This is a genomic window from Kocuria sp., from assembly GCF_030536815.1.
Taxonomy (GTDB): domain Bacteria; phylum Actinomycetota; class Actinomycetes; order Actinomycetales; family Micrococcaceae; genus Kocuria; species Kocuria gwangalliensis.
In genome coordinates this window covers 1-1,766 of sequence record NZ_JAUNPE010000312.1, presented here as the reverse complement: position 1 = coordinate 1,766, position 1,766 = coordinate 1, and the positions used below count along the sequence as shown (strand labels likewise).

Here is a 1,766-nt window from a genome sequence, read left to right as displayed (position 1 = left end):
GAGGTCCGCGAGGGCAAAGTTGTCCAGCATGATGGTGTCCACACCGCCGGCCAGGACATCCTCGATCTGATCGAGCCGGTCCACCTCGACCTCCATATGTGTCGTGTGAGGCATATGTCGGCGCAGCTCGCGCAGTGCGTGCGTGACTGTTGCACCACCGGCCGTGAGCACGGCCAGGTGATTGTCCTTGAGCATTACAGCGTCCGAGAGCCCGAAGCGGTGATTGTGCCCGCCGCCGCAGGTCACCGCGTGTTTTTCCATCGCTCGCAGTCCCGGGGTGGTCTTGCGGGTATCGGCCACCCGGGTGCGGGTAATGGTCCCGGCGGGCAGCTTATTGGCGCCCTCCACCTCCGCAACGGCCTTTTCGACCTCGGCCACGTAGCGGGCGGTGAGCGTGGCGATCCCGGACATCCGCTGTGCCAGGTTCAATACCGTGCGTTCGGCGGTCAACAGTGGCCGCGCGGGTCCGATAACGGTCGCGATGTCGGTTCCCGGAGTGATCGGGTCGCCATCGCGCACGTGGAGCGTGACTTCCAGCCGCGGGTCAACGGTGGTGAAACCCGTGCGGATAACCTCTTCGCCGGCAAACACTCCTTCCTCACGCGAAGTGATGGTCGCGGTGGCGGTGGCCTCCGCGGGGATCACGAGTTCCGACGTGATGTCACCCCACGGCGCGTCCTCGGCGAGGCTCGAGCGGATCACGGCTTCAACGGCCGAGCGAGTCAGCATGGACTGTCCTTTCGTGGGCGGGCACCGCTGCTGTAGCGGCAACCCACCGGGTGCTTACGGCTTGGCGGGGATCGGTGGCCGGGAAATCGGCTCGCTGATGGGCCCCGCGGGATTCGGTGCGGGACAGCGCGGCGGTCACCAGGGCATGCCCCACGGTCAACAAATTTTGATCTTCGATGTCGGCCAGGGTGTCCGGGGCTTCGGTTACATCCCACGACGACGACGCCGCCGCCAGCCAGCCTTCCAGCCTCGCCGTCGCCCGCTCCAGGCCCTCCACCGTGCGGAAGACACCGGCGCCCTGCCACATGGCGTGCTGGAGGGCTTCGCGGGTGAACGGCTCGGAGGTGATGGCCGGGCGTGGACGTGGGAGCTCGCGGGGCGCACATTTGGTGCCGTGAGACGCCGGCCATGGGTCTGAGCTCGGGTTCGATTCGGCCACCAGCTCACCGATCCGGCGTCCGAAGACGGCGGCTTCGAGCAGGGAGTTGGAGGCCAACCGGTTGGCTCCGTGCATGCCGGTGCTCGAACACTCTCCGGCGGCCCACAGGCCGGTCATGCTCGTGCGCCCCTGCTCATCGGTGACGATGCCGCCCATGTGATAGTGCGCGGCCGGGCTCACGGGAACCAACTCGTTGGACCAGTCGATGCCGTGAGCTTTCAGGCTCGCATCAATGGTGGGGAAGCGCTGGGCCAGGAACTCCGCGCGCGTCAGCCCCTCCGGGACGGGGATGGTCGAGCAATCCAGGTACGCGGCACCGTCGGCAGAACCGGTGCGAACCGCAAAGACCGCCCGGGCCACGACATCCCGAGGTGCGAGTTCCGCGCGAGGATCCACGTCCGTCATGAACCGATGACCGTGCCGATCGCGCAGCACCGCGCCCTCGCCGCGGACTGCCTCCGAGATCAGAAACGATCCCGGTGCGGCCAACGCGGTGGGGTGGAACTGGAAGAACTCCAGATCCCGAACCTCGGCGCCGGCGCGCAAAGCCAGGGCGATACCGTCACCGGTGGCCACCTCGGGGTTGGTCGTGTACGGA

2 protein-coding genes are annotated in these 1,766 nt (G+C 67.3%); both read right to left on the bottom strand.

All coding sequences use genetic code 11. The annotated features are described in order from the left end of the window. Positions 1–729: carboxylating nicotinate-nucleotide diphosphorylase (gene nadC, locus Q4E95_RS13510; protein WP_303383791.1), on the bottom strand; the 729-nt coding region annotated here is incomplete at its 3' end. Further along, positions 707–1,766, bottom strand: a 1,060-nt coding sequence (locus Q4E95_RS13505) for an L-aspartate oxidase (RefSeq protein ID WP_303383790.1), incomplete at its 5' end; no start/stop codon positions are given. The genes nadC and Q4E95_RS13505, both read right to left, overlap by 23 nt.